Genomic DNA, 18,949 nt, shown 5'->3' on the forward strand with positions numbered 1-18,949 from the left:
TACTCAGGACTCCTGGTTGACGGAGACGAGCACATCGTCCCCTTCGATCTTTACGGGGTAGACAGCGACCGGCTTGGTGGCGGGCAGGCCGGAGGGCTTGCCGGTGCGCAGGTCGAAGCTGGAGCCGTGCAGCCAGCACTCGATCATGCAGTCCTCGACCTCGCCCTCGGAGAGCGAGACGTTCGCGTGCGAGCAGGTGTCGTTGATCGCGAACACCCCCTCGTCGGTGCGGACGACGGAGACCGGCACGCCGTTGAGGTCCACGCGCTTGGGAACGTCCTCCTGGAGGTCGCTCAGCGCGCAGGCACGGAGGAAGGTCATCGTGCTCAGACCGCCGATTCCAGCTCGGCGTCGATCTTCTCCATGAGCTGCTCCTGGACCTCGGCCACGCCGATCTGCTGGAGCAGCTCGGCGAAGAAGCCGCGGACCACCAGGCGGCGGGCCTCGTCGGCCGGGATGCCGCGGGCCATCAGGTAGAACAGCTGCTCGTCGTCGAAGCGGCCGGTCGCCGAGGCGTGGCCGGCGCCGACGATCTCGCCGGTCTCGATCTCCAGGTTCGGGATGGAGTCGACCCGGGCGCCGTCGGTGAGCACCAGGTTCCGGTTGAGCTCGTAGGTGTCGGTGCCGAGCGCGGCGGCGCGGATCAGCACGTCGCCGACCCAGACCGCGTGGGCGTCCTGGCCCTGGAGCGCGCCCTTGTACGCCACGTTCGACCGGCAGTGCGGCGTGTCGTGGTCGATGACCAGGCGGTGCTCCAGGTGCTGGCCGGCGTCGGCGAAGTACAGGCCGAACAGCTCGGCCTCGCCGCCGGGGCCGGCGTAGTTGACCCGCGGGTGCAGGCGGACCAGGTCGCCGCCGAAGGTGACGACCACGGACTTGAAGGTGGCGTCCCGGCCGACCAGCGCGTTGTGCTGGGCGACGTGGACGGCGTCGCGCTCCCAGTCCTGCACGGAGACGAAGGTGAGCTTGGCGCCCTCGCCGACCAGCAGCTCGACGTTGGCGGCCCGGGTGCCGGTGCCCTCGTGGTTGAGCACCACGACGGCCTCGGCGAACGGCTTGACGTCGATCACCACGTGGGCGAAGCGGACCCCGCCCTCGGCGTGCACGTCGATCTTGACCGGCTCGGTCAGCACCGCGTCCTTGGGGACGGTGACCACCAGGGCCTGCTCGAAGGCGCTGAACGCCTGAGCGGCGACCCGGTCGACCGGCGTGCCGGCCTTGCCCAGGCGGGCGTCGTCCCGGCCGACGGTCTCGGCGGTGACGCCGTCCGGCAGCGCGAGCTCGACCTTGTCCTCGCCCTTCTCCGCGGCGGCGGCGGTGCCGTCGTGCAGCCCGCCGAGGCGGTGCAGCGGGGTGAACCGCCAGTCCTCCTCGCGGCCGGTGGGCGCCGGGAAGTCGTTCACGTCGAAGGACGGCTTGACCGCGACGCGCGCGTCGATCGGCTGCTGGACCGCGGTGCGGCCGGTGCCGGGGCCGGCGAGCTGCGCGCCGGCGCCGGCGGTGCCGACCTCGATCGAACCGGCGGTGGTCGCCCCGGTGGTGTTCTGAACGTCAGCCATGGCTGTCGTGGTGCTCTCTTCCTCGAAAAGTCGGTGGGCGGTAGGCGGCCGGCAGGTCAGCCGACCGAGCCCTCCATCTGCAGCTCGATCAGCCGGTTGAGCTCCAGCGCGTACTCCATCGGCAGCTCGCGCGCGATCGGCTCGACGAAGCCGCGGACGATCATCGCCATCGCCTCGAACTCGGTCAGGCCGCGGCTCATCAGGTAGAAGAGCTGGTCCTCGCTGACCTTGGAGACGGTCGCCTCGTGGCCCATGGACACGTCGTCCTCGCGGACGTCCACGTACGGGTAGGTGTCCGAGCGGGAGATGGTGTCGACCAGCAGCGCGTCGCACAGCACGTTGGACTTGGCGCCGTGCGAGCCCTCGCCGATCTCGATCAGGCCGCGGTAGGAGGTCCGGCCGCCGCCGCGCGCCACCGACTTGGAGACGATGTTGGAGGAGGTGTTCGGCGCCATGTGCACCATCTTGGCGCCGGCGTCCTGGTGCTGGCCCTCGCCCGCGAAGGCGATCGACAGGGTCTCGCCCTTGGCGTGCTCGCCCATCAGGTAGACGGCCGGGTACTTCATGGTGACCTTGGAGCCGATGTTGCCGTCGATCCACTCCATGGTCGCGCCCTCGTACGCCACGGCGCGCTTGGTGACCAGGTTGTAGACGTTGTTCGACCAGTTCTGGATGGTCGTGTAGCGGCAGCGGCCGCCCTTCTTGACGATGATCTCCACGACCGCCGAGTGCAGCGAGTCGGAGGAGTAGATCGGGGCGGTGCAGCCCTCGACGTAGTGGACGTAGGCGTCCTCGTCGACGATGATCAGCGTCCGCTCGAACTGGCCCATGTTCTCGGTGTTGATCCGGAAGTAGGCCTGCAGCGGGATGTCCACGCGCACGCCCTTCGGCACGTAGATGAACGAGCCGCCGGACCACACCGCGGTGTTCAGCGCGGCGAACTTGTTGTCGCCGGCCGGGATCACGGTGCCGAAGTACTCCTTGAACAGCTCCGGGTGCTCGCGCAGCGCGGTGTCGGTGTCCAGGAAGATGACGCCCTGCTCCTCCAGGTCCTCGCGGATCTGGTGGTAGACGACCTCGGACTCGTACTGGGCGGCGACGCCGGCGACCAGGCGCTGCTTCTCCGCCTCCGGGATGCCGAGCTTGTCGTAGGTGGCCTTGATGTCCGCCGGCAGGTCCTCCCAGGACTCGGCCTGCTTCTCGGTGGAGCGGACGAAGTACTTGATGTTGTCGAAGTCGATGCCGGTGAGGTCGGAGCCCCAGGTCGGCATGGGCTTCTTGCCGAACAGCTTCAGGCCCTTGAGACGCAGGTTGAGCATCCACTCGGACTCGTTCTTCTTCGCGGAGATGTCGCGGACGACCTCCTCGCTGAGCCCGCGCTTGGCCGCGGCACCGGCGGTGTCCGGGTCGGCCCAGCCGTACTCGTAATTGCCCAGGCCGTCGAGCTCCGGGTGCGAAACGGTGTCAGTCATGCGAGCTTCCTAACGCGCGGACGCAGAATCTTCGGTGGACGTACCGGCAGTCGGCGCTGCATCGGAGCCGCGGCCCGAGGGCACCCGGGCGGACGACGATGCGGCACCGGATGCCGGCACATAGGTGGTGCAGACCCCGTCGCCGTGGGCGATCGTGGCCAGCCGTTGCACATGGGTGCCCAGGAGCCGGGAGAAGACCTCGGTCTCCGCCTCGCAGAGCTGCGGGAACTGCTCGGCGATGTGCGCGACCGGGCAGTGGTGCTGGCAGAGCTGGGCACCCGCCGGGGCCTGGGCCGCGGCCGACGGGACACGCCGCACCGTGGCAGCGTACCCGTCCGCGCTCAGCGCCTGGGCCAGCGCCTCGGTGCGCTCCCCGGCGGCGGCCAGACGCAGGGCCTCCAGGTACTTCTCGGCCTGCTTGCCGAAGCGGGCGCGGGCGAAGGCGGCGACCGCCTCCTCGCCCGCCTTGCCGCCGCCCACCGAGTCCGCGATCCAGCGCAGCGCGTCGGCGGCGAGCTGGTCGTACGCCTGGTAGAAGGCGTCCCGGCCGGCGTCGGTGAGCACGAAGACCTTGGCCGGGCGGCCCCGGCCGCGGCTTCCGTAGACCCGCTGTTCACGGGACTCGACCAGGCCGGTGGCGGCCAGCCCGTCGAGGTGGCGGCGGACGGCGGCGGCGGTGAGGCCGAGCCGGTTCGCCAGGTCGGCGGCGGAGGAGGGGCCGTGGTCCAGGATCGACCGCGCGACCCGGTCCCGGGTGGCCCGGTGGCCCTCCAGCAGCACCTCGGCCGCCGTCACGGGCACGTCACAGGAGGAGGCCGACTCGGCCTCCTGCTGCTGGGCGTGCTCGCGCATGTTTTTCACAACACCAGTGTTGCGTAATTCCTTCCGCCGGGACAAGCCGTGATCCATGCCTCACCGGTGTCATCGATCACGCAGGCAAGCCTTACCTGGCCTGGGAAAACGATCACCGAGCCGCCGGGCGGCCCGCGCGTCAGGCCCTCTTACACTCGCCGGTATGCACTCCGAACCCGCGGTCCAGATCGCCGGGCTGGTCAAACGCTACGACGACAAGCTCGCGGTGGACGGCCTCGACCTCACCATCCCGGCCGGCGCGATCACCGCCGTCCTCGGCCCCAACGGCGCCGGCAAGACCACCACCATCGAGACCTGCGAGGGCTACCGCCGCCCCGACGCCGGCACCGTCCGCGTCCTCGGCCTCGACCCGGTCACCCAGAACGCCGCGCTGCGGCCCCGGATCGGCGTCATGCTGCAGTCCGGCGGCGTGTACGCGGGCGCGCGCGCCGTCGAGATGCTGCGGCACACCGCCAAGCTGCACGCCCACCCGCTGGACGTGGACGCCCTGGTCGAGCGCCTCGGCCTCGGCTCCTGCGGCCGCACCACCTACCGGCGGCTGTCCGGCGGCCAGCAGCAGCGGCTCGCCCTGGCGATGGCCGTGGTCGGCCGCCCCGAGCTGGTCTTCCTGGACGAGCCCACCGCGGGCCTGGACCCGCAGGCCCGCCGGGCCACCTGGGACCTGGTGCGCGACCTGCGCCGGGACGGCGTCACCGTGGTCGTCACCACGCACCACATGGACGAGGCCGAGCAGCTCGCCGACCGGGTCGCCGTCGTCGACCGCGGCAAGGTCATCGCCGACGGCACCACCGAGGAGCTGTGCCGCGGCGGCGCCGAGAACGCGCTGCGCTTCGACGGCCCGCCCGGCCTCGACCTCGGCCCGCTGCTCAAGGAGCTGCCCGAGGGCGCCACCGCCACCGAGACCACCCCCGGCAGCTACCGGATCGAGGCGCCCGTCGACCCCCGGCTGGTGGCCACCGTCACCGGCTGGTGCGCGGCCTCCGGCATCCTGCCCGAACGGCTGTCCGTCCAGCGCCGCAGCCTGGAGGACGTCTTCCTCGACCTGACCGGACGGGAGCTGCGCTCGTGAGCGAACGAAGCGAGGGAACCATGGGCGCCGTCACGACGGACTACTCCCCCCAGCCGGGCCCCGCGCCCGTCGGCCGGATGCTGCTCGCCCAGACGGCGTTCGAGACCAGGATGCTGCTGCGCAACGGCGAGCAGCTGCTGCTCACCGTGGTCATCCCGACCGTGCTGCTGGTGCTGTTCTCCGCCGTGGACATCGTCGCGGTCGAGGGCCCCGGCAAGCGGGTCGACTTCCTGGCCCCCGGCCTGCTCGCACTGGCCGTGATGTCCACCGCCTTCACCGGCCAGGCCATCGCCACCGGCTTCGAGCGCCGCTACGGCGTGCTGAAGCGGCTCGGCGCGAGCCCGCTGCCGCGCTGGGCGCTGCTGACCGCCAAGACCGGCTGCGTCCTGGTGACGGAGGCGCTGCAGGTGGCGCTGCTGTCGGTGATCGCGCTGGCCCTCGGCTGGTCCCCGCACGGCGATCCGCTGACGGTCGCCGCGCTGCTGGTGCTCGGCACCGCCGCCTTCTCCGGCCTCGGCCTGCTGATGGCCGGCACCCTGAAGGCCGAGGCCACCCTGGCCGGCGCCAACCTGGTGTTCATCCTGCTGCTGCTCGCCGGCGGGGTGATCGTGCCGTTGAGCAGGTTCCCCGACGCCGTGCGGTCGGTGCTGGAGCTGCTGCCGATCTCGGCGCTCTCGGACGGCCTGCGGTCGGTGCTCCAGGACGGCGCCGGGGTGCCGTGGTCGGACCTCGGCATCCTGGCCGGCTGGTCGGTGCTCGGCCTGGCCGCCGCCGCCCGCTTCTTCCGCTGGGAGTGAGCCGGCACCCGACCGACGCGCGACGCCCCCGGCCTCACCCGGCCGGGGGCGTCGCGGCTTTTCGGCCTACGGAGCGTCAGCTCTCGTTGCCGCCACGGCGCTTGCGGGCGAGCAGGACGAGCGCGCCGCCGAGCAGCAGCACGCCGCCGCCGGCCGCCGCGATCATCGGGGTGGCGTCACTGCTACCGGTCTGGGCGAGCGCCGGCGCGCTGGTGGTGGGCGCCGGGACGGGGGTCCTGCTCGGGGTGGGCGTGGCCGACGGGCTCGGGCTGGCCGGGGGCGTGACCGGCGGGGTCGGGGTCACGGTCGGCGTGGGGGTCGGCGTCGGCGTGGGGGTGGGCGTGGGGGTCGGGGTGGGCGTGGGGGTCGGAGTCGGCGTGTGGCACGGCTCGATGGTCTTGGTCTCGTTGATGTTCCAGCCCTTCTCGTTCGGGTTCTCCGTGGTGGTGACCACCAGGTTCGCCTTGATCGGGGCATCGTGGTCCTTCACCGGGAAGGTGCCGTGGAACTCCTTCGGGAAGATCTTGCCGTCCAGGACCTTCTCACCGTCGATGGTGAGACTGACGGTGTTCTTCACGGTCTCGTTGCCGCTGTAGTTGATCAGATCGACCACGACCTTGTCGCAGGTCACCGTCCACGTCGGCACGTGTGCCGAGGCGTTGGACGCCAGCGCCAGTGGCAGTAGAAAACCGGCCGCAGCCGTCCCGGCGAGTGCCGTGGCGCCGATCGCGAAGTGCCGCTGCTGTCGCACCATTACCTTGTTCCCCTCCGAACGGTCCTGTGCAGCAGGCGTGTTGAGTGTTTCGCGGTGGCCCGCTACGACTGTCCGGGGGACTCTACCGGCACTTCCGCACCCTGCCACACCCCGCCGTACGACCGGATTTCGACTGTCCGTCCGTCTTCCGATGTGCACGACCAGCCCATCACAGCCGCCACCTCGCGGAACACGGATTCGGCAAAGCCGAATGAACTTGGTCACTTTCAAGACAGAACGGCGCCCCCGGTGATCGAGTCGAGTCACCGAGGGTGCCGTTTCGGTCAGTTGACGAACTCACGTCGGCCGGCTCGGCCGGTTTCAGGCCTTCCGGGCCGCCTTGCGCCGGGCGGCCACCACGATCGCCCCGCCGGCCGCGAGCACGACCGCACCGCCGACGGCCAGCGGCAGCACCGGACCGGAGCCGGTGTGCGCCAGGTCGCCGCCCGCGTCCGGCCGGGCGGACGGACTGCCCGAGGCCGCCGGAACGGCCGTCGAACCGCCGGCCGACGCACTGGCCGAGCCGCTCGCCCCGGGCGTGCCGGTCACCGGGGCGGACGGGCCGCCCGAGGGGCTCGCCGAACCGCTCGGGGAGCCCGACGCGCTCGGAGTGGCCGACGGCGAACCGCTCGGCACGGTCGGCGGCACCGTCGGCGTGCCGGACGGCGTCGGGACGGTGGTGCCCGGCAGGCAGCCGGTGAAGGGGTAGTGGTGCGTCTCGGCACCGGAGGTGCCGGTCAGCGAGGCGGCGATGACCGAACCGTTGATCGGCGCACCACCCGTCCCGGGCCCGCCGTTGACGCCCGGGGTGTTCAGCGAGACGGCGGCGTTGGGCGCCAGCACCGTCCCGGCCCAGGCGGCGTCGCCCTTCTTGGTCACCTTGGTCGCGGTCGGGAAGTTCCAGAGCAGCTTGGAGCGGATCGCCCCGCCCGACGCGCTCTGGCTCTTGTCGTCCAGCACGAAGGCCGACTTGCCCTGGTCCCAGAGGAGGAAACCGCTCGTCCCGGCCGCCGCCATGTCGTACGAACCGCCGGTCACGTTGATCACGGTCACCGCCCCGACCGGCACCTTGACGTACACCTCCTTGGCGCCCTGCAGCTTCGCCGCGTCGATGGTGAAGCTGTTGTACTTCGCGTCCCCGCCGGTGAACGTCAGCTTGGCGCCCTCGGCCTGGACGGTGGCGCCGGCGGTCTGCGGGACGGCGGCCAGCGAGGTGGAGGCGGCGCGCAGCTTGGCGAACTCGGCCTTGAAGTCGATCGGCGAGGGCCCCTGGGCGACGGTGCCCTGGTGGGCCTGGACCACCGAGCCGTCGGCCTTGGAGCCGTAGACGCCGTTGCCCTTCATGACCTGGGTGTTGTGGCCGGTGATCTTGCCCGCCACGACCAGGGCGTTCTTGCCCGGCAGGGCGTCGACCTCGGCCGGGGTGAGTTCCTGGCCGACCGAGAAGCCGCCGGTGAAGTCGGCGTTGCCGCCGACCGCGACCGCGCCCTCGGCGTCGGGGGTGTGGGTGTCGTTGCCCTCGATGAACTCGCCGTAGAGGTTGGCGACCCCGAGGCTGCGGCACTCCTGGTCGGCGCCGACGGCCTGGGCGGCCGGGGCGACGAGGCCGGCCAGTGCGAGGGAGCCACCGACGGCGAGCGCGGCGGCGGAAGTGGATATGCGCATGTACAGGATCTCCGCTTACGTGCGGGAGGAGTGGGGAATGGCCCGAAAAAGGTATGGACCAATCCGCACTCTTTCGGCCAAACGGGTGATTGGTCAAGACCAATTCACTCCTTGACCGAACCACCCTGGTTTGTCCGCGTGTCGCTCCCCCGCGTGTCGGCGGCCGCCCACCGCCGCACCGCCCGCACCCGGCCGCCACCACCGCCCGCGCCCCGCCCCAAGATCGCCTGTAAGGCCGCCTACGATTGACCCCGTGCCTAACCCCTTCTCCCTGCTCGCCGAGCGCTGGCAGCCATCCGCCGAGATGGTCCGGCGCGCCACGTTCGCCGCGCTGGTGATGAGCGTGGTGATCGTCGTCACCGGCGGCGCCGTCCGCCTCACCGCCTCCGGCCTCGGCTGTACGACCTGGCCCCGCTGCACCGACGAGAGCCTGACGCCCACCGCCGAGATGGGCTTCCACGGCGTCGTCGAGTTCACCAACCGGATGCTCACCTACGTGCTGAGCGCCGCCGTCGGCTGGGCGATCCTGGCCGCCCGCTGCCACCGGCCCTGGCGGCGCGGCATGACCAAGCTCGGCTGGGCGCAGTTCTGGCTGGTGATGAGCAACGCCGTGCTCGGCGGCATCACCGTGCTGACCGGCCTCAACCCGTACACCGTGGCGCTGCACATGATCGCCGCGATGGCCCTGGTCTGGGTCGCGCTGCTGATGTGGGAGCGGTCCAAGGAGGGCGACGGCCCGGCCAGGCTCTCGGTGGCCCGGCCGATCCACCAGCTCTCGTACGTCCTGGTCACCGTGATCGGCCTGCTCGTCGCGGCCGGCACCTTGGTGACCGGCGCCGGCCACCACCCGGGCACGCCCAAGGACAACAAGATCGTCCCGCGCATCCCGATCGACTACGACCGCCTCGCCCAGTTCCACGCGGACTTCGCGTTCGTCTCGGTCGGCCTGGCCATCGCGGTGATCTTCGTCTTCGCCGCCGTCAAGGCGCCGCAGCCCGCCCGCGCCCGGGCCAAGGAGCTGCTCGCCGTCCTGCTGCTGCAGGGCGTGCTCGGGTTCATCCAGTACTTCACCGACGCCCCCGAGCTGATGGTCGGCCTGCACATGCTGCTCGCCGCCCTCACCTGGATCGCCGCCCTGCGCGTCCCGCTCGCCCTGCGCGTCCGTGAGGACGTGGCGGCGGCCGACCAGCTGCCCGCCCAGGCCCCGCAGACCGCCTCGGTCTGACCTCGGCAACACACCGACGGCCCGGTTCCCCCGCACGGGGGAACCGGGCCGTCGCCGCGTACGGGGCCGGGCTCAGCCGCCGAGCTGGATGCCGGCCATCCGCTTCCACTCGTACTCGCCGGTCTTCACCTTGAGACCCAGCTCGCCCTCGAAGTTCTCGTGCAGGGTCAGCCCGGCCAGCTCCGCGGCCCGGCGGCCGACGGCGTAGCTGGGGGCCACCTGGTCGCCCCAGGCGCCGTCCGCGCCCACCACGACGATCCGGGTGGCCACGGCGCCGACGTACTCGACGACCGCGTCGGCGCTGCCCCCGTGCTCCCGGGCGAAGCTGGTCAGGTTCTTGGCGATGCGCTTGGCGCGGCGCTCGGTACGGGCGTCCGGCGCGGCGGCGGTGGCGGTCTCTGCGCTGCTCATGCGCCCGCCTCGCTTCGCTCGGCAGGGGCATTCGCCCATGCGCACCTCTTGATGACTCGCTCGCTTCGCTCGCTCATGCCCGCATGCTACCCACCGGTAGGCGACCTGGCGACGGGAGCGCCCTGTGCACCGGGCCACATACTGGAGGCGTGACGTTCACAGGCTGGCCGGCCGAGGCGCTCGACTTCTACGAGCACCTGGAGGCCGACAACTCGAAGACCTTCTGGCAGGCCCACCGGGAGCAGTACGAGGACGCCGTGCGGGCCCCGATGGAGTGGCTGCTCGCCGACCTGGAGCCCGAGTTCGGGCCGGGCAAGGTGTTCCGTCCCAACCGCGACATCCGGTTCAGCGCCGACAAGACCCCGTACAAGACCCACATCGGCGCGCACCTGGAGAGCGGCGGCTACATCCAGCTCTCCGCCGACGGCCTGGCCTGCGGCAACGGGATGTACCAGCTCGCCCCGGACCAGCTGGAGCGCTACCGCGCCGCCGTCGCCGAGGACGTGAGCGGCGCCGAGCTGGAACGGGTGATCGCCCGGGTGGAGCGGGCCGGCCCGCGGGTGCACGGCCGGGACAGCCTCAAGTCGGCCCCGCGCGGCTACCCCAGGGACCACCCCAGGATCGAGCTGCTGCGCCACAAGGGCCTGGTGGCCTGGCAGGACTGGGAGCCCTCGAAGTGGCTGGGCACCCGCGCCGCGTACACCCGGATCACCGGCTTCCTGCACGCCTCCCAGCCGCTGCGGGACTGGCTGGACGGCCACGTCGGCCCCTCCGAACTCCCGAGCCGCTGAACGCGAAGGAGCCCCGGTCCACCTGGACCGGGGCTCCTTCCTTGCCAGCCTTACTTCACGAACGGGTCGATCGCGCAGACCACCATCAGCAGCGACAGGTAGGTGATCGACCAGTGGAACAGCCGCATCTCCTTGAGCTTCGCGCCCACGATCCCGGCCTTGGCCCGCCCGTACAGCGCGTGCGCCTCGCGCAGCCAGGCCCCGCCCAGCAGCACCGCGGCGACCGGGTACAGCCAGCTCATGTGGCCCAGCGGCCAGAGCGCCAGCGAGACCGCCACCATGACCCAGGAGTAGACGACGACCTGCTTGCCGACCGCCACGTTGCCCTTGATGACCGGCAGCATCGGAACGCCGGCCCGCGCGTAGTCCTCGCGGACCTTCATCGACAGCACCCAGGTGTGCGGCGGCGTCCAGAAGAACACCACCAGGAAGAGCACCACCGCGGCCCAGGAGACCGAGTTGGTCACCGAGGACCAGCCGACCAGCACCGGCATGCAGCCGGCGATGCCGCCCCAGACGATGTTCTGCGAGGTGCGCCGCTTGAGCCCGAGCGTGTAGACGAACACGTAGAACAGCAGCGCGCCCAGCGCCAGCCAGGCGGACAGCCAGTTGACCCCGATGCCCAGCAGCAGGGTCGAGACCACCGCGAGCACCACGCCGAAGACCAGCGCCTCGCGCGGCGAGACCATCCCGGTGACGATCGGGCGCCGCTCGGTGCGCGACATGACCGCGTCGATGTCCCGGTCGATGTACATGTTGAGGGCGTTGGCGCCGCCCGCCGAGAGGTAGCCGCCGACGACGACCTTCAGCACCAGCAGCATGTTCGGCACGCCCTGCTGGGCCAGGAACATCACCGGCACGGTGCTCATCAGCAGCAGCTCGATGATCCGCGGCTTGGTCAGTGCGACGAACGCGCCGACACGGGCCCCGAAGGGCCGGCGCGCAGGAGTCGCCCCGGTGACCCCGGCGGGACGGGTTTCGACGGCGGTCACTAACACCCCAACTGAAGATGAATCTTCGCAGGCGTCCACAGGAACGAAGGGTCCCAAATCGTCCGCTCTGCGCGTACCACGACACCATAGACGCTCCATATATCGCATCCGGCTCCGGGGTCCCCCGGCGAGGCGGAACGCACACCCCCGGGTGAACCGCCCGGACGGGGCCGTCGGGGCCCTTCGGGGGCCTCTGCCGGGGCCCGCTCGCCCGTCCTGACCACCGGAGCGGCGCGGAGCCGCGAATCGGGAGAGTCTGGGACAAATCCAGTCCGACCGTCCCAGTGGGAATCTGCGTGCGGAATTGCCGGTTGTCCCAGCACGGAGGGTGAGCCGTGACCCGGACGGTAGGCTCGCACGCAGAAGCGGGATCTACCCTCCGTGACCGGCACCACCCAACGTCGGGACCACAGCGCCGTGGCCGACCCGGTCCCCATTCACGGGGTCACTCTTCACAACGGAAGGAGCCCTGAGACAGGGTGAGCACTGCGCCGACGAACGCATTCGAGTGGACCGATCTGGACGAGCGCACGGTCGACACCGCGCGGGTCCTGGCCATGGACGCTGTCCAGAAGGTCGGCAACGGACACCCCGGGACGGCCATGTCGCTGGCCCCGGCGGCGTACCTGATCTTCCAGCGGTTCCTGCGCCACGACCCGACCGACCCGTCCTGGGTCGGGCGCGACCGCTTCGTCCTCTCCCCCGGGCACACCAGCCTGACGCTCTACACCCAGCTCTACTTCTCCGGCTACGGCCTGGAGCTGGACGACCTCAAGGCCTTCCGCGTCGCGGGCAGCCGCACCCCCGGCCACCCCGAGCACGGCCACACGGCCGGCGTGGAGACCACCACCGGCCCGCTCGGCCAGGGCATCGCCAACGCGGTCGGCATGGCGATGGCCGCCCGCTACGAGCGCGGCCTGTTCGACCCCGAGGCCCCGGCCGGCGAGTCCCCGTTCGACCACACCATCTGGACCATCGTCTCCGACGGCGACCTGGAGGAGGGCATCTCCGCCGAGGCCTCGTCGCTGGCCGGCCACCAGAAGCTGGGCAACCTGGTCGCCCTCTACGACGACAACCACATCTCGATCGAGGGCGACACCGACACCGCCTTCTCCGAGGACGTCCTCAAGCGCTACGAGGCGTACGGCTGGCACGTCCAGCGGGTCACCCCGAAGGCCAACGGCGACATCGACGTGGCCGCCCTCGCCGAGGCGCTGGCCGCGGCCAGGGCCGAGACGTCCCGGCCCTCGATGATCGCGATGCGCACCATCATCGCCTGGCCGGCCCCGGACGCCCAGAACACCGCCAAGGCGCACGGCTCCGCGCTCGGCGCCGCCGAGATCGCCGCCACCAAGAAGGTCCTGGGCTTCGACCCGGAGAAGACCTTCGAGGTCAGCGACCAGGTCATCGGGCACGCCCGCCAGGTCATCAACCGCGGCAAGGCCGCCCGCGACCAGTGGCAGCAGGGCTTCGACGCCTGGCGCGCCGCCCACCCGCAGGCCGCCGCCAAGTTCGACCGGATCCAGGCCGGCGAGCTGCCCGAGGGCTGGAAGAAGACCGTCCCGTCCTTCCCGGCCGGCAAGGACGTCGCCACCCGCAAGGCCTCCGGCGACACCCTCAAGGCCCTCGGCGCGGTGATCCCGGAGCTGTGGGGCGGCTCGGCCGACCTCGCCGAGTCCAACCTCACCACCATCGACGAGGACAGCTCCTTCCTCCCCGAGGGCAACCCGCTGAAGTCGGCCAGCCCCTACGGCCGGACGATCCACTTCGGCATCCGCGAGCACGCCATGGGCTCGACCATGAACGGCATCGCCCTGCACGGGAAGACCCGCGTGTACGGCGGCACCTTCCTGGTCTTCGCCGACTACATGCGCCCGGCCGTCCGCCTGGCCGCGCTGATGAAGCTGCCGGTCACCTACGTCTGGACGCACGACTCGATCGGCCTCGGCGAGGACGGCCCGACCCACCAGCCGGTCGAGCACCTGGCCGCGCTGCGCGCCATCCCGGGCCTGGCCATGGTCCGCCCGGCCGACGCCAACGAGACCGCCGTCGCGTGGCGCACCGTCATCGAGCGGCAGACCAGCCACCCCGGCCCGGTCGGCCTGGCGCTGACCCGCCAGGGCGTGCCGACCTTCGACCGCGAGGTCTTCGGCTCCGCCGAGGGCACCGCGAAGGGCGGCTACATCCTGGCCGAGGCCTCCACCGGGGCCCCGCAGGTGATCCTGCTCGGCACCGGCTCCGAGGTCCAGCTGGCCGTCCAGGCCCGTGAGGTGCTGGAGGCCGAGGGCATCGCCACCCGGGTGGTCTCGCTGCCGTCCTTCGAGTGGTTCCAGGAGCAGGACCAGGCCTACCGTGACAGCGTGCTGCCGCCGTCGGTCAAGGCCCGGGTGTCGGTCGAGGCCGGCATCGCCCAGGGCTGGCGCGAGCTGGTCGGCGACCACGGCCGGATCGTGTCGCTGGAGCACTTCGGCGCCTCCGCCGACTACAAGGTGCTGTTCGAGGAGTTCGGCATCACCGCCGAGCGCGTGGTGGCCGAGGCCCACAACGCCCTGCGCTCCCTCGAGGCCGTCAGCCGCTAGCGGCTCCGGGCCGCGTGCCCGCCCGCACGCGGGCACGCGGCCCCCTCCGACCACCCCACGAAGCAAGAAGAACAAGGGACTGAAGCACCATGACTGACGCACTGAAGCGCCTCAGCGACGAAGGCGTTGCGATCTGGCTGGACGACCTCAGCCGCAAGCGGCTGAACTCCGGCAACCTGGCCGAACTGGTGCAGAACAAGCACGTGGTGGGCGTGACCACCAACCCGACCATCTTCCAGAAGGCCATCGCCGGCGCCGGCGACGACTCCTACGACGGCCAGCTGCGCGACCTCGCCGTCCGCAAGGTCACCACCGACGAGGCGATCCGCATGATCACCACCTCGGACGTGCGTGACGCGGCCGACGTGCTGCGCCCCGTCTACGACGCCTCCAACGGCCGCGACGGCCGGGTCTCCATCGAGGTCGACCCCCGCCTGGCGCACGAGACCGCCACCACCGTGGCCGAGGCCAAGCAGCTGTGGTGGCTGGTCGACCGCCCGAACGTCTTCATCAAGATCCCCGCGACCAAGGCCGGCCTGCCCGCGATCAGCGAGGTCATCAGCAAGGGCATCAGCGTCAACGTCACGCTGATCTTCTCGCTGGAGCGCTACAAGGCCGTCATCGACGCCTACCTGACCGGCCTGGAGGCCGCCAAGGCCAAGGGCCTGGACCTCTCCCAGATCGAGTCGGTCGCCTCCTTCTTCGTCTCCCGCGTGGACACCGAGATCGACAAGCGCCTGGACAAGATCGGCGGTGAGGCCCGGAACCTCCGTTCCAAGGCCGCGCTGGCCAACGCCCGCCTCGCGTACCAGGCGTACGAGGAGGTCTTCGGCAGCGTCGACGGCAAGACCGCCGGCAACGCCCGCTGGGCCGCCCTGGAGGCCGTCGGCGCCAAGCCGCAGCGTCCGCTGTGGGCCTCCACCGGCGTCAAGGACCCGGCCCTGTCGGACACCCTGTACGTCACCGAGCTGGTCGCCCCCGGCACCGTCAACACGATGCCCGAGGCCACCCTGGACGCCACCGCCGACCACGGCGTGGTCACCGGCAACACCATCGTCCCCAACTACGCCGACGCCAAGGCCGTGCTGGACGCGATCGCCGCCGCCGGCGTGGACTACGACGACGTCGTGCAGTTCCTGGAGGACGAGGGCGTCGAGAAGTTCGAGCAGTCCTGGAAGGAACTGCTCGACACCGTCACCGCCTCGCTCGCCTCCTTCGCCGACGAGAAGTGACCCCTGCTCACAGCCAGCGCACGAAAGCGGAGCCCATCAAGTGAGCACTGATTTCCCCGAGTTGACTCCGGAATCGGACGCGGACGATCTCCCGCCCGCGGCCGTCAACCCGCTTCGTGACCCCTCCGACCGACGGCTCCCGCGCATCGCGGGGCCGTCCGGTCTGGTCATCTTCGGGGTCACCGGCGACCTGTCCCGCAAGAAGCTGATGCCGGCCATCTACGACCTGGCCAACCGCGGTCTGCTTCCGCCGGGCTTCTCCCTCGTCGGCTTCGCCCGCCGCGAGTGGGACGACGAGGACTTCGCCAAGGAGGTCCACGACGCCGTCCGGGACCACGCCCGCACCCCGTTCCGGGAGGAGGTCTGGCAGCAGCTCGCCAAGGGCATGCGCTTCGTCCACGGGACGTTCGACGACGACGACGCCTTCGACAAGCTGCGCGAGACCATCGAGGATCTGGACAAGGCCCAGGGCACCGGCGGCAACTTCGCCTTCTACCTGTCCGTCCCGCCGAAGTTCTTCCCGACCGTCGTCCAGCAGCTCAAGAAGCACGGCCTGGCCGATCCGCCGCAGGGCTCCTGGCGCCGCGCGGTCATCGAGAAGCCCTTCGGCCACGACCTGGAGAGCGCCCAGGAGCTCAACAAGGTCGTCCACGAGGTCTTCCCCCGGGACGAGGTCTTCCGGATCGACCACTACCTGGGCAAGGAGACGGTCCAGAACATCCTGGCGCTGCGCTTCGCCAACCAGATGTTCGAGCCGATCTGGAACCGGTCGTACGTCGACCACGTGCAGATCACCATGGCCGAGGACATCGGCATCGGCGGCCGGGCCGGCTACTACGACGGCATCGGCTCCGCCCGTGACGTCATCCAGAACCACCTGCTGCAGCTGATGGCGCTCACCGCCATCGAGGAGCCCGCCTCCTTCCACCCGAAGGCGCTGGTGGCCGAGAAGCTCAAGGTGCTCAGCGCCGTGAAGCTCCCGGCCGACCTCGGCCTGCACACCGTGCGCGGCCAGTACGCCTCGGGCTGGCAGGGCGGCGAGGAGGTCGTCGGTTACCTGGACGAGGACGGGATCGACCCCGAGTCCAAGACCGACACCTACGCGGCCATCAAGCTGGAGATCAACAACCGCCGCTGGGCGGGCGTCCCGTTCTACCTGCGGACCGGCAAGCGCCTGGGCCGCCGGGTCACCGAGATCGCGGTCGTCTTCCAGCGCGCCCCGTACCTGCCCTTCGACTCCTACGCGACCGAGGAGCTGGGGCAGAACGCCCTGGTCATCCGGGTCCAGCCGGACGAGGGCGTGACGGTGCGGTTCGGCTCCAAGGTCCCGGGCACCTCCTTCGAGGTCCGGGACGTCACGATGGACTTCGCCTACGGCGAGTCCTTCACGGAGTCCAGCCCGGAGGCGTACGAGCGGCTCATCCTCGACGTGCTGCTCGGCGACGCCAACCTGTTCCCGCGCCACCAGGAGGTCGAGCTCTCCTGGCAGATCCTCGACCCGATCGAGAAGTACTGGGACAGCCACGGCAAGCCCGCCCAGTACGCGGCGGGGACCTGGGGCCCCGTCGAGGCGGACGAGATGCTCGCACGAGACGGCAGGAGCTGGCGCCGGCCATGAAGATCGACCTCACCAACACGACGTCCAGCAAGATCAACGCCGCGCTGATGGAGGCGCGCCGGGCCCGCGGCTCCGGCGCCGCCGGCATGGTACTCACCCTGGTGATAGTGACCGACGAGGGCAGCGCCTACGACGCCCTCAAGGCCGCCAACGACGCCTCCCGCGAGCACCCGATGCGCACCCTCGCGGTGATCAAGCGCGCCGGCCGCTCGCCCCGGGCGCGGGCCGAGACCCGGCTGGACGCCGAGATCCTGGTCGGCTCGGACGCCGGCTCCGGCGAGACGGTCGTCCTGCGGATGCACGGCGAACTCGCCTCGCACGCCCAGTCGGTGGTCCTGCCGCTGCTGCTGCCGGACGCCCCGACCGTCGTCTGGTGGCCGGACAACGCGCCGCACCACCCGGCGCAGGACCCGCTGGGCTCGATCGCCCAGCGCCGGATCACCGACGCCGTCACCGCGGAGTCCCCGGTCGGCCAGCTCGCCCAGCGCGCCCAGAGCTACACCCCGGGCGACACCGACCTGGCCTGGACCCGGATCACCGGCTGGCGCTCGATGCTGGCCGCCGCGCTGGACCAGCGGCCGTCCACGATCGTCTCCGCGGTCGTCGAGGGCGAGTCCTACAACCCCAGCGTCGAGCTGCTCGGCCTCTGGCTGACCAACCGGCTGCACGTGCCGGTCGAGCGGGTCGTCACCAACGGCCCCGGCATCACCGCGGTGCACCTGCGCACCAAGGACGGGGACATCACCCTGGACCGCCCGGACGGCCTGCTGGGCACGCTGTCCATGCCCGGCTCGCCGGACCGCCAGGTGGCGCTCAAGCGGCGCGAGACCTCGGAGCTGATCGCCGAGGAGCTGCGCCGCCTGGACCCGGACGACATCTACGCGACGGCCGTGCGCACGCCCGTCGAGCGGCTGCAGGAACCGGTCAACGCCGAGACAGCGGCGGCCGAGAAGGTCGCCCGTGAGGTCGCCGAGGAGGCCGAGGTCGCCGTCGAGGAGGCCGCCGAGGCCGCCGTGGCCAACCCGGATCGGGTGACCGCCGAGGCGGCGGAGCGCAAGCCCGCGCGCAAGGCCGCCGGCAAGCGCACCACCAAGGAAGGCGCATGACCAACGCGACCCCGCAGCTGGTCGTCCACCGGGACAAGGAGCTGATGGCCCAGGCGGCCGCGGCCCGGCTGATCACCCGGATCGTGGACGCCCAGGCCGCCCGCGGCAGCGCCTCGGTGGTGCTCACCGGCGGTCGCAACGGCAACGCCCTGCTGGCCGCGATCGCCGCCTCCCCGGCGCGCGACGCGGTCGACTGGGGCCGGCTGGACCTCTGGTGGGGCGACGAGCGCTTCCTGCCCGCCGCCGACCCGGAGCGCAACGCCGTCCAGGCCCGCGCCGAGCTGCTGGACGCCGTCCCGCTCGACCCGGCGCGGGTGCACGAGATGCCCGCCTCGGACGGGGTGGACGGCTCGGACGTGGAGGCCGCCGCCGCCCGCTACGCCGAGGAGCTGGCGAAGGCGGCCGGGCCGGGCGACCGGCTCGGCGTCCCGGCCTTCGACGTGCTGCTGCTCGGCGTCGGCCCGGACACCCACGTCGCCTCGCTCTTCCCCGAGCACCCGGGCGTGCGGGAGACCGAGCTGACCGTGATCGGCGTTCGCGGGGCCCCCAAGCCCCCGCCGGTGCGCATCTCGCTCACCCTCCCGGCGATCCGCACCGCCCGCGAGGTCTGGCTGCTGGCCGCCGGCGAGGACAAGGCGGGCGCGGTCGCGCTGGCCCTGTCCGGCCCCGGCGAGCTCCAGGCGCCCGCCTCCGGCGCGTACGGCCGCAGCCGCACCCTGTGGCTGCTGGACCGCGCCGCCGCGGAGCGGATCCCGCCGCAGCTCTACCCGCCGGCCTCCGCGTAACCGGATCCGGCAACGCCGAAG

The 18,949-nt window shown here is 71.5% G+C and carries 17 protein-coding genes; 9 read left to right on the plus strand and 8 right to left on the minus strand.

Going from position 1 to position 18,949, the window contains the following annotated elements; translation table 11 throughout:
* Nucleotides 1-3: 3 nt before the first annotated feature.
* The 4 genes from ACGF13_RS24485 to ACGF13_RS24500 are packed head-to-tail and all read right to left on the minus strand — an operon-like array spanning nt 4 to nt 3,883.
* Nucleotides 4-321 (minus strand): bifunctional 3-phenylpropionate/cinnamic acid dioxygenase ferredoxin subunit, encoded by a 318-nt coding sequence (locus tag ACGF13_RS24485; RefSeq protein ID WP_063349526.1) that lies wholly within the window; start codon nt 319-321, stop codon nt 4-6.
* Between the two features lie 5 nt (nt 322-326).
* Entirely contained in the window at nt 327-1,559 is a 1,233-nt protein-coding gene (gene sufD / locus ACGF13_RS24490; RefSeq protein ID WP_392878488.1) for a Fe-S cluster assembly protein SufD, read from the minus strand.
* Nucleotides 1,560-1,615: 56 nt separating this feature from the next.
* On the minus strand, nt 1,616-3,031 hold the full coding sequence (gene sufB / locus ACGF13_RS24495) for a Fe-S cluster assembly protein SufB (protein ID WP_392878490.1): 1,416 nt from the start codon (nt 3,029-3,031) through the stop codon (nt 1,616-1,618).
* A gap of 9 nt (nt 3,032-3,040) precedes the next feature.
* Nucleotides 3,041-3,883 (minus strand): helix-turn-helix transcriptional regulator, encoded by an 843-nt coding sequence (locus ACGF13_RS24500; protein WP_392878493.1) that lies wholly within the window; start codon nt 3,881-3,883, stop codon nt 3,041-3,043.
* A 163-nt stretch (nt 3,884-4,046) separates the two neighbouring features.
* Here ACGF13_RS24500 and ACGF13_RS24505 point away from each other — a divergent pair, with 163 nt between their 5' ends.
* Nucleotides 4,047-4,973, plus strand: coding sequence for an ABC transporter ATP-binding protein (locus tag ACGF13_RS24505; protein ID WP_392878496.1), 927 nt, complete (start codon nt 4,047-4,049; stop codon nt 4,971-4,973).
* A 20-nt stretch (nt 4,974-4,993) separates the two neighbouring features.
* Nucleotides 4,994-5,770, plus strand: coding sequence for an ABC transporter permease (locus ACGF13_RS24510; RefSeq protein ID WP_392878851.1), 777 nt, complete (start codon nt 4,994-4,996; stop codon nt 5,768-5,770).
* 76 nt (nt 5,771-5,846) lie between these two features.
* On the opposite strand, the gene ACGF13_RS24515 is transcribed toward ACGF13_RS24510, so the two are convergent.
* Together ACGF13_RS24515 and ACGF13_RS24520 are read right to left on the minus strand one after the other, a co-directional pair.
* The gene (locus ACGF13_RS24515; RefSeq protein WP_392878498.1) at nt 5,847-6,524 is read right to left on the minus strand and encodes an LAETG motif-containing sortase-dependent surface protein; all 678 of its coding nucleotides are present in this window, start codon (nt 6,522-6,524) and stop codon (nt 5,847-5,849) included.
* 321 nt (nt 6,525-6,845) lie between these two features.
* On the minus strand, nt 6,846-8,189 hold the full coding sequence (locus ACGF13_RS24520) for a choice-of-anchor A family protein (RefSeq protein ID WP_392878501.1): 1,344 nt from the start codon (nt 8,187-8,189) through the stop codon (nt 6,846-6,848).
* 253 nt (nt 8,190-8,442) lie between these two features.
* Here ACGF13_RS24520 and ACGF13_RS24525 point away from each other — a divergent pair, with 253 nt between their 5' ends.
* Entirely contained in the window at nt 8,443-9,414 is a 972-nt protein-coding gene (locus tag ACGF13_RS24525) for a heme A synthase (RefSeq protein ID WP_392878504.1), read from the plus strand.
* A gap of 72 nt (nt 9,415-9,486) precedes the next feature.
* Here ACGF13_RS24525 and ACGF13_RS24530 read toward each other — a convergent pair whose 3' ends face one another.
* Entirely contained in the window at nt 9,487-9,864 is a 378-nt protein-coding gene (locus ACGF13_RS24530; RefSeq protein ID WP_392878506.1) for a hypothetical protein, read from the minus strand.
* Nucleotides 9,865-9,974: 110 nt separating this feature from the next.
* Between ACGF13_RS24530 and ACGF13_RS24535 the strand changes: the two genes are divergently transcribed.
* The gene (locus ACGF13_RS24535) at nt 9,975-10,616 is read left to right on the plus strand and encodes a DUF2461 domain-containing protein (protein ID WP_392878509.1); all 642 of its coding nucleotides are present in this window, start codon (nt 9,975-9,977) and stop codon (nt 10,614-10,616) included.
* A gap of 50 nt (nt 10,617-10,666) precedes the next feature.
* Here ACGF13_RS24535 and ACGF13_RS24540 read toward each other — a convergent pair whose 3' ends face one another.
* Complete coding sequence (locus ACGF13_RS24540) at nt 10,667-11,614, minus strand: heme o synthase (protein ID WP_392878511.1); 948 nt, start codon at nt 11,612-11,614, stop codon at nt 10,667-10,669.
* Nucleotides 11,615-12,087: 473 nt separating this feature from the next.
* Between ACGF13_RS24540 and tkt the strand changes: the two genes are divergently transcribed.
* The 5 genes from tkt (at nt 12,088) to pgl (ending at nt 18,928) form a co-directional block, all read left to right on the plus strand.
* Complete coding sequence (gene tkt, locus ACGF13_RS24545; RefSeq protein ID WP_392878513.1) at nt 12,088-14,187, plus strand: transketolase; 2,100 nt, start codon at nt 12,088-12,090, stop codon at nt 14,185-14,187.
* Between the two features lie 89 nt (nt 14,188-14,276).
* A complete protein-coding gene (gene tal, locus ACGF13_RS24550; RefSeq protein ID WP_392878516.1) occupies nt 14,277-15,419 on the plus strand; it encodes a transaldolase in 1,143 nt (380 codons plus the stop codon).
* Nucleotides 15,420-15,480: 61 nt separating this feature from the next.
* Nucleotides 15,481-17,037 (plus strand): glucose-6-phosphate dehydrogenase, encoded by a 1,557-nt coding sequence (gene zwf, locus ACGF13_RS24555; RefSeq protein ID WP_392878853.1) that lies wholly within the window; start codon nt 15,481-15,483, stop codon nt 17,035-17,037.
* Nucleotides 17,034-18,143, plus strand: a complete 1,110-nt coding sequence (opcA, locus tag ACGF13_RS24560; protein ID WP_392878518.1) for a glucose-6-phosphate dehydrogenase assembly protein OpcA — start codon at nt 17,034-17,036, stop codon at nt 18,141-18,143. Before zwf ends, opcA begins: the two co-directional genes overlap by 4 nt.
* On the plus strand, nt 18,140-18,928 hold the full coding sequence (gene pgl, locus ACGF13_RS24565) for a 6-phosphogluconolactonase (protein ID WP_392878520.1): 789 nt from the start codon (nt 18,140-18,142) through the stop codon (nt 18,926-18,928). The genes opcA and pgl overlap by 4 nt, the downstream gene beginning before the upstream one ends.
* The last annotated feature ends 21 nt before the right edge of the window (nt 18,929-18,949 follow it).

Source organism: Kitasatospora sp. NPDC048286, from assembly GCF_043201735.1.
Classification (GTDB): domain Bacteria; phylum Actinomycetota; class Actinomycetes; order Streptomycetales; family Streptomycetaceae; genus Kitasatospora.

Excerpts from the sequence above, each read along its gene's own strand:
- ACGF13_RS24520 (WP_392878501.1), bottom strand. The coding sequence starts at position 8,189 with ATGCGCATATCCACTTCCGCCGCCGCGCTCGCCGTCGGTGGCTCCCTC.
- tal (WP_392878516.1), top strand. The coding sequence starts at position 14,277 with ATGACTGACGCACTGAAGCGCCTCAGCGACGAAGGCGTTGCGATCTGG.
- ACGF13_RS24510 (WP_392878851.1), top strand. The coding sequence starts at position 4,994 with ATGGGCGCCGTCACGACGGACTACTCCCCCCAGCCGGGCCCCGCGCCC.
- ACGF13_RS24530 (WP_392878506.1), bottom strand. The coding sequence starts at position 9,864 with ATGGGCGAATGCCCCTGCCGAGCGAAGCGAGGCGGGCGCATGAGCAGC.
- ACGF13_RS24515 (WP_392878498.1), bottom strand. The coding sequence starts at position 6,524 with ATGGTGCGACAGCAGCGGCACTTCGCGATCGGCGCCACGGCACTCGCC.
- ACGF13_RS24505 (WP_392878496.1), top strand. The coding sequence starts at position 4,047 with ATGCACTCCGAACCCGCGGTCCAGATCGCCGGGCTGGTCAAACGCTAC.
- ACGF13_RS24500 (WP_392878493.1), bottom strand. The coding sequence starts at position 3,883 with ATGCGCGAGCACGCCCAGCAGCAGGAGGCCGAGTCGGCCTCCTCCTGT.
- sufD (WP_392878488.1), bottom strand. The coding sequence starts at position 1,559 with ATGGCTGACGTTCAGAACACCACCGGGGCGACCACCGCCGGTTCGATC.
- opcA (WP_392878518.1), top strand. The coding sequence starts at position 17,034 with ATGAAGATCGACCTCACCAACACGACGTCCAGCAAGATCAACGCCGCG.
- sufB (WP_392878490.1), bottom strand. The coding sequence starts at position 3,031 with ATGACTGACACCGTTTCGCACCCGGAGCTCGACGGCCTGGGCAATTAC.
- pgl (WP_392878520.1), top strand. The coding sequence starts at position 18,140 with ATGACCAACGCGACCCCGCAGCTGGTCGTCCACCGGGACAAGGAGCTG.
- ACGF13_RS24485 (WP_063349526.1), bottom strand. The coding sequence starts at position 321 with ATGACCTTCCTCCGTGCCTGCGCGCTGAGCGACCTCCAGGAGGACGTT.